General features: G+C 34.0%; 10 protein-coding genes and 1 pseudogene. 4 read left to right on the forward strand and 7 right to left on the reverse strand.

Translation table 11 applies throughout. From position 1 onward, the window contains the following. Positions 1–14: 14 nt before the first annotated feature. From V7024_RS23330 to V7024_RS23350, 5 genes and pseudogenes are all read right to left on the reverse strand, one after another. Positions 15–524 carry a hypothetical protein gene (locus V7024_RS23330; RefSeq protein ID WP_335524406.1) on the reverse strand — a complete coding sequence of 170 codons (510 nt, stop codon included), beginning with the start codon at positions 522–524 and terminating at the stop codon, positions 15–17. A 257-nt stretch (positions 525–781) separates the two neighbouring features. Beyond that, positions 782–1,201 (reverse strand): GNAT family N-acetyltransferase, encoded by a 420-nt coding sequence (locus V7024_RS23335; protein WP_335524408.1) that lies wholly within the window; start codon positions 1,199–1,201, stop codon positions 782–784. Positions 1,202–1,234: 33 nt separating this feature from the next. Next, positions 1,235–1,738 carry an NUDIX hydrolase gene (locus V7024_RS23340; RefSeq protein WP_335524409.1) on the reverse strand — a complete coding sequence of 168 codons (504 nt, stop codon included), beginning with the start codon at positions 1,736–1,738 and terminating at the stop codon, positions 1,235–1,237. A gap of 30 nt (positions 1,739–1,768) precedes the next feature. Continuing rightward, positions 1,769–2,671: pseudogene (locus V7024_RS23345) on the reverse strand (PhzF family phenazine biosynthesis protein). Between the two features lie 39 nt (positions 2,672–2,710). Beyond that, positions 2,711–3,346, reverse strand: a complete 636-nt coding sequence (locus V7024_RS23350; RefSeq protein ID WP_335524410.1) for a class I SAM-dependent methyltransferase — start codon at positions 3,344–3,346, stop codon at positions 2,711–2,713. Positions 3,347–3,624: 278 nt separating this feature from the next. Here V7024_RS23350 and V7024_RS23355 point away from each other — a divergent pair, with 278 nt between their 5' ends. Both V7024_RS23355 and V7024_RS23360 read left to right on the forward strand, forming a co-directional pair. Continuing rightward, positions 3,625–4,119 (forward strand): CcdC protein domain-containing protein, encoded by a 495-nt coding sequence (locus V7024_RS23355; RefSeq protein ID WP_335524412.1) that lies wholly within the window; start codon positions 3,625–3,627, stop codon positions 4,117–4,119. Between the two features lie 330 nt (positions 4,120–4,449). Continuing rightward, positions 4,450–4,533: a helix-turn-helix domain-containing protein gene (locus V7024_RS23360; RefSeq protein ID WP_335524421.1), complete on the forward strand. Its 84-nt coding sequence runs from the start codon at positions 4,450–4,452 to the stop codon at positions 4,531–4,533. Between the two features lie 7 nt (positions 4,534–4,540). On the opposite strand, the gene V7024_RS23365 is transcribed toward V7024_RS23360, so the two are convergent. After that, positions 4,541–5,032, reverse strand: coding sequence for a DinB family protein (locus V7024_RS23365; protein WP_335524414.1), 492 nt, complete (start codon positions 5,030–5,032; stop codon positions 4,541–4,543). A gap of 168 nt (positions 5,033–5,200) precedes the next feature. Then, complete coding sequence (locus tag V7024_RS23370) at positions 5,201–5,401, reverse strand: ATP-binding cassette domain-containing protein (RefSeq protein ID WP_335524415.1); 201 nt, start codon at positions 5,399–5,401, stop codon at positions 5,201–5,203. Between the two features lie 534 nt (positions 5,402–5,935). Here V7024_RS23370 and V7024_RS23375 point away from each other — a divergent pair. Both V7024_RS23375 and V7024_RS23380 read left to right on the forward strand, forming a co-directional pair. Next, a complete protein-coding gene (locus V7024_RS23375) occupies positions 5,936–6,235 on the forward strand; it encodes a hypothetical protein (protein ID WP_335524417.1) in 300 nt (99 codons plus the stop codon). A 21-nt stretch (positions 6,236–6,256) separates the two neighbouring features. After that, the coding region (locus V7024_RS23380; protein WP_335524419.1) for a hypothetical protein at positions 6,257–6,677 on the forward strand (421 nt) is incomplete at its 3' end.

Below are 6,677 nucleotides of genomic sequence, written 5' to 3' on the forward strand. Positions count from 1 at the left end.
ATCTTGACGTAGTATCAATGATATCCATCTACCATTAGATCTAACACTAAATCTTGTTCTTCATCTGAAAGTTGCGTCTTAGCTTCTTCACGCCACTCATTTAATATGAATTTGTAATTAGCTAAATGATCTGTATTAAGTAAGCTCTCCCATAAACACTGATTGGTTTTTACTAAAATAATTTTCACTTTATTGCATGCAGATTCAAAACGAGTACTTAGTACTGTTGTTTTTCCTTGTAACGTTTTAGCATTTTGGTCCTTTGGGTTTTGTGCAAGAAGACAAGTTAAAAAGGAATTAACTTGTGATAAATTAATTCGAATATCACCTATGAAATCAATTAACGCTGCCATTTTAATTGATTCACTTATTTTTTTGGGAGTATTAAAAACAATTAACTTCTCCTCAAATTCGTAAATTTTTGCTTCCAACTGTCTTATATGTTCATATAATTGAGATGATTCACTTCCTCCTGTGAACAAAGTATCTAAGTTCCAAACTTGTGAATACTGATTTACATCCAATTGTTTCTCCTCCTTAAATTTCAACAAACCAATAATAACCGAACATACACTTTTGATTTATCGTATCTTGGAATATTATTCATAATAGAACCAAAGGCTCGTAATATAACTTGAACATAGATTAAAAGGATTCCCACTGAACAAACGTAAATATAAACGAATAGAATCACTTTTATATTTCCACTGCAACTTACTTATTTAGTTAGCATGCATACCATAAAAAGAACCTAATCAAACAAGTTCTTCATTATATATTTTCATTCATATTCCATAACCCAATATCTTTCTGCAGGTTCTCCCTCTTCAACAACCTTCTTCCAACCTTTACTTTCATAGAATTTCATTGCTTTTTTATTCTCAGATACGCACTTCAACCTTAGTGGTTTATTCATTTTTTTTACAGAGGCATGAAGCAACTCTCCACCAACACCCTTACCAGAAAAGTCGGGGTGAACAAATAAATTATGTATGAAGTTCTCTGGCAAATATAAAGAAACAAATCCAAGAATATGATTATTTTCTTCTGCTAAAATAATATACTCTCCAACAGTATCCTTATCAAAATCTTCTAAAGTCATTTCCTCTATGTCCGCCCAATGGAAACTTTTACGACGTGATTCTAAATATATCAGCCTTAAAGCAGGATAATCTAATTCATTTGCTACTCTAACATTCAAATTTTCACCCTCACTTTCTTTTGCATAATTCATTCAACTTTTGATTTTATTCAGTTCCTTTAAAACAAAATTTTCTCGATGTATCCACAAATTTTTTTCACATTGGGTCATAACTTTTTCATTTTGATTTATCGCATCTCCAAGCTTCACCCATTGTGGTGTATATTCTTGTTCAAGCTCATACCCTTCTAATTTTCGAGTGGTTTTCTCGCCATTTATTTCACAAAAATAATAATGGGAGGTCATTTGAAAGATAGCATTTTCTTCATATTCATCTATATATCTTTCAACAACCACACCCATTTTATTTTCAATTGTACAGTTAAGGTAACCTGTCTCTTCAGCAACTTCTCTCATTAATCCTTCTGCATGACTTTCATTCTTTTCAACCCCGCCACCTGGAAATATATAATCATCCATGTTCGAATTAACGAGAAGAATTTTATTGTTTTGAATAATTATAGCTCTGACAGCTTCTCTGTAATTTATCTTAACTTTATTTTCATCAATTTCTGAAATTCCTATTAATGCATTCATAGTCTAAATACCTCCATTCATAAAAAATTGCTAAATATTTTTAGTAACTTCAAATCCGTCCACATACACCGCACTTCCCGCAATCTCAACTTCTAAAACATCATTCCGATCTTTTCTCACCATTACCCTCACTCGTCCATCTTTCCCCATTTCATGCCCCTGCTCTACTAAAAGTTCTTTTATCTCATTAAATTCTTTATCAATAAACGAAACGTAATATGCTCCCATAACGCCTGACGCTGTACCAGTTACCGGGTCTTCTATTATACCAGCATATGCTGATGAAAAATGACGCGCATGCATGTGAGCATTTGAGTCGTACGTTTCTAAACAGAAAGGATGAATCGATGCTCGAGGCATTTCTGTTAAGATAGTGGGAAATAACTTGTTGTTAGGTTGCATCTTTTTGAACGATGCAAGCTTTTTCACTGGAATTAATAAAGTCCAATTCCCTGTGCTTCCATATACAATTGGTAAATTTTCTTCTATTTCATTCTCATGTAGACCGATAGAAGTAGCTAACTCTTCTATTGAACCATCAAATCTTTGAAACTGTGGATTTGCTTGTTTCATCGTTATGTATGGTCTACTGTTGATATCTAACTCCACTTGTATAGGTAAAACTCCTGCTTTCGTTTCAATTGTAAAGTTTCCTGTCTCTTCTATTAACCCTCTAGTCTGCATTGCGTAAATGGCAGCTACAGTTCCGTGACCACAAAGATCCATTTCGTATCCTGGCGTAAAGAAACGAATTCTCAAATCTGCTACGCTTGACTCCAGTACAAAAACAGTTTCATTAAACCCCACTTTATAAGCTATATTCTGCATCTCATCATCTGTTAACTTGTCAGCCTGTAAAACAACCCCGGCCGGATTTCACTTGTTTGGTTTATCGCTAAATGCATCATAATGATAAACTGTTACTGTATTCACTAGATTCATCCCTTCCCGACAAAAGATTCAAGAAATCTATTACTTTAAACTTCCCATATATACTAATCCATTAGAGCTATTTCCATTCATCGTCACATATTCTACTTTTTCGTATTCTAACTGCTGAAAATCGCTTGTCCATTCTTTTACTCGTTCCTCATTATGATGACGTAACACAGCTCCATCAGGTAATTCAAACACACCAAATGTATGATACTTTTCATCGTATTTGGCATACCGATTTTTATTTCTTTCATCACCATTCAATAAGAAATCGTTAATATAAACAATTCCTCCAGGTTTTAAAACTCTTTTCACCTCTTGTAAAATAGCTTCCTGTTCTTCATTGTTATAGACACAAGTTAATACCGCAAATAACAGTACTGCATCGAAAGAATGATCTGAAAAAGGAATCTTCCCACTCTCAATAACCTCAAAATAGATATCATTATGTTGTAACTTTGCTCGCTTAATCATTTCTTCTGAAAAATCTACACCGTACAAATTCTTATATTGATTTTCTTTTAGCTCAAGTAGCGTTCTTCCATATCCACATCCATAATCTAATATAGCGGCTTCTTTGTTCACATATTTTGAAAACCACTCAAATTGAAAAGGTGTAGTAAATTGTTTTTCATTCGCTACTTCATTCCAGTATTCTTTTTGGTGATTCATCTCCTGCATCCTCCTTCAATACTATATAATGTAGACATTTCTGCTTTTCCATTCAAATCCACGTTAGGCTTCAATGAACTTACTGAGACAATATAATCCTTGATGAATAAGGAATTAACTTATTTGTTTACTACGCATAATAATATGTTATGGCGATTAACTCTATAAATGATATCCATAAAGTTGTACCATATTTTTCTAGTTAAAACAAACACTAAAGCTCAACTATTCACAATTTTCATTTTACGGAAATACACTGTGTATATAGAGGTGAGATTATGAATTCTTCTTCGTTTTATTCTATTGTGATCATAATTGCCGCGTTGGTCTTATGGCGTAGAACTAGGGCAATGTATCGTCCGATTAAAGGAAATGGAGCCCGTCTTCTCTTCCCAATAATATTTCTACTATTACCTAGTCTTTACATCCTGAATCCAAATGCACATGCCACCCCCTGGGAATGGATTTGCGCGGTTATCTTTGGGTTCCTTTTGTCTATTCCACTTATTTGGACCACTAACTATGAACTCCGATCCGATCAACATATTTATGCTGTAAGAAACAAGAGCTTTATCATTACTTTTCTCATCGTATTTCTTGTCCGATTTTTACTTCGTGATTATTTTAAATTTTTAGGTCCAGAAACAGAAGTAGCCCTATTTATGACTGTAGCGCTGAGCTATATCTTACCTTGGAGGATTATCTCTTTCATCAAATTTCGTCAACTATACAAAAGACGAATCCGAACTAACGACAACATTGATTTCCGATAACACTGATTAATGAGAATGAAAAATCCAATTAAAAATATCGTGTTAATCCGTATTCTACGGTAAATAAATAGAATCCATTTTGAAATACTCTGTAATATTAAAGACAAGTGATAGTACATGAGACTTTTAAAATCAATAAACTGCCTATAATGTTGCACATTATATTAACGAAAGTACATCACTAATTATACAGTGGTGTACTTTCTTCTTTTATAAGACCACTAAATGACCTCATTTCCTGCCACCACAACAAATAACAGCTAAATATTTACTACAACAATGTTTATGCACTAAAAATAGATTGAATATTCAAAACGAAGAGGTGAGTTAATGAAAGTATATACAGTAAAAGAGGTAGCTGAACTCTTAGATAAACATGAAGAAACTATCAAGCGTTGGATTCGTTCAGTTTAATCATCGTTTATAAATTTGAACGCTGAGCTGGCCATGAACCTTGGAGTTTACGAAGTTGTACAATTTGTCCTGTATGATAAGCATCGTGCAAAAGGATATTCAGATATTGTTGCCAAACTGGTAGAGAAGGACTTGGTTGATTCAGTTCCGCTTCTTGAAGGGATGTTAATGAAGATTGTAAGGCATCATGTACTTGAAGTGTTCGCTTCACTGTTTGTTGCCAAGCATCATCATCATTAGGTCCACCTTGGACAAACGTGTCATCATTATTTTGTGGAGCAACAAATGTGTCATCTTGATGTAAGCGGGAAAGTAAGCGCTCTTTAAAGGTTAGTAAATGGTTTACATTTTCCCAAATCGTATTACTGGCCTCTCCTTCTGGTTGCCAACATGCTTGTGCAGCGGTAAGATTCTTTAACGCTTCTGATATAGGTGGGTACCATTCTTCTTCGTAAAAAACTTGCTTGACTCCATTTTGCAACATTTCTTTTTTACTCATTAGTATAGCCTCCTTTTTGGGCACTTCTTCAGCAGGAGTAAATGCTGCATATTCGTTATAGTTTTTCACTATTTGGGTTATAAACCAGTCCTTTTACCTGTATCTGGATTCTCCCCTAAAGTAATGACCTTTTCTCCTTTTCCATAGTTTCGGATCAGGTCGAAATCCCTAAAGGTCGCGAACGTTCCAAACTACCTCGCCGCTATCAAGATGAATCATGTTCAAGATTGATTTAATGGTGGTTGTTTTTCCTGCGCCATTGGCACCGATAAAGCCCATAATATAACCCTTTTCCAGTTGAAACGATACATCCTTTAACTCAAAATTTCGATATTTCTTATTTAAATTTCTAATGTCTAATGCCAGCATACAGAACCTCCTTATTTATTGTGTATACCGTATATGCACAATATATGCCAGAGTACTTATTAAGTTAACTATCATATTTCCCAATATGTACCCATTTTTCATGCAACACAATATAAATTGCGTTGCACTAGTACAGCATTTCATAAGTTCGTTCCCTTACAAAAAAGAAACACCAAATAATAGAACTCCGGCACGTTCGATTTGGTTCAACGCTGCGAGATCATCGCACCTGATTGAGACACCGTTCTCGTTTTTCCCACGCCTCCTTTCTTGAGTGGCGAGGGCGATCACATTGGTTACTGATACTCCACCTGAACCCGCATTCCACCGTTCCACTTAAAATATAGTTTTCCGAATGAACCCCCATTTTGGATGATTTCCGATTCAAAAACGGCTATTTTTTGCAAAATACCTTTTTATTTAGTGGATGTAAACCGTTATGTAAAATATTTGTAAAAATGTATCAGAATTTGAAGGAATTTTTCATATACAGGAGAAAAAGGTATGTCACGCTAATTTTAAAAGGAGGACCATATGTATTACTCTGAAAAAGAAATTTTAGAAAAATTGACAATGGCACAACTAAGAGACGAAATAAACAACACAGATAAAAATCATTCGAAACTAAAAAAAGAAAACTTAATAACTATGTTACAAGTCGAAATTAACGGGAATGAGATGCGTTTACAAAATTTAATACGGAAGTATCCTCATACTTTTTCAATACATCCTACAAAATTAGAAGAACTTCTTAATATAACAAAAGCAGAAAGAAAAAGATGGACAGACGAAGGAAAATTATCTGTCTCTTATTACGACTCTTTTCATAAGTGAGGGAAAACTCACGTTTATCCTATGTACAACTTATATCAAGTAAACAAACTGACGCTAGAAACTATAAATTTATGGCGAGAACAACATAGGGAACAAATCGCAAAAAACAGAAAAAGAGCTACTAAAAAAGCTGTACAAACGCGTAATCAAAACAAAGCAATTGCTAAAGAATTTTATGAAAAAGAGTGGATATCTTTATTAAAAAAATGGTACAAAGATAACGCATTAATAGGAGCTACACTTCAACTCGCATATTGGACAATGTGGGTAAACCGATATGCAAAAGAGATGCAAATAAAACAATTAAATGCAAAATCGAAGAGCGAAGAATATAAGTTGAAAAAGGAGACTTTCTACGCCTACAAAAATGCAGCGTTAAAACTTTTATTAACCTCTCCACTAACTACAGTATCTTTTTACAGGCCTATGAATGCAGATAAAA

The organism is Bacillus sp. JJ864, assembly GCF_036963045.1.
Taxonomy (GTDB): domain Bacteria; phylum Bacillota; class Bacilli; order Bacillales; family Bacillaceae_G; genus Bacillus_A; species Bacillus_A pseudomycoides_C.

Bases quoted from the DNA above. Each gene is read 5' to 3' on its own strand.
- V7024_RS23340 (WP_335524409.1), bottom strand. From the start codon at position 1,738: ATGAATGCATTAATAGGAATTTCAGAAATTGATGAAAATAAAGTTAAG.
- V7024_RS23375 (WP_335524417.1), top strand. From the start codon at position 5,936: ATGTATTACTCTGAAAAAGAAATTTTAGAAAAATTGACAATGGCACAA.
- V7024_RS23350 (WP_335524410.1), bottom strand. From the start codon at position 3,346: ATGAATCACCAAAAAGAATACTGGAATGAAGTAGCGAATGAAAAACAA.
- V7024_RS23365 (WP_335524414.1), bottom strand. From the start codon at position 5,032: ATGAGTAAAAAAGAAATGTTGCAAAATGGAGTCAAGCAAGTTTTTTAC.
- V7024_RS23355 (WP_335524412.1), top strand. From the start codon at position 3,625: ATGAATTCTTCTTCGTTTTATTCTATTGTGATCATAATTGCCGCGTTG.
- V7024_RS23370 (WP_335524415.1), bottom strand. From the start codon at position 5,401: ATGCTGGCATTAGACATTAGAAATTTAAATAAGAAATATCGAAATTTT.
- V7024_RS23360 (WP_335524421.1), top strand. From the start codon at position 4,450: ATGAAAGTATATACAGTAAAAGAGGTAGCTGAACTCTTAGATAAACAT.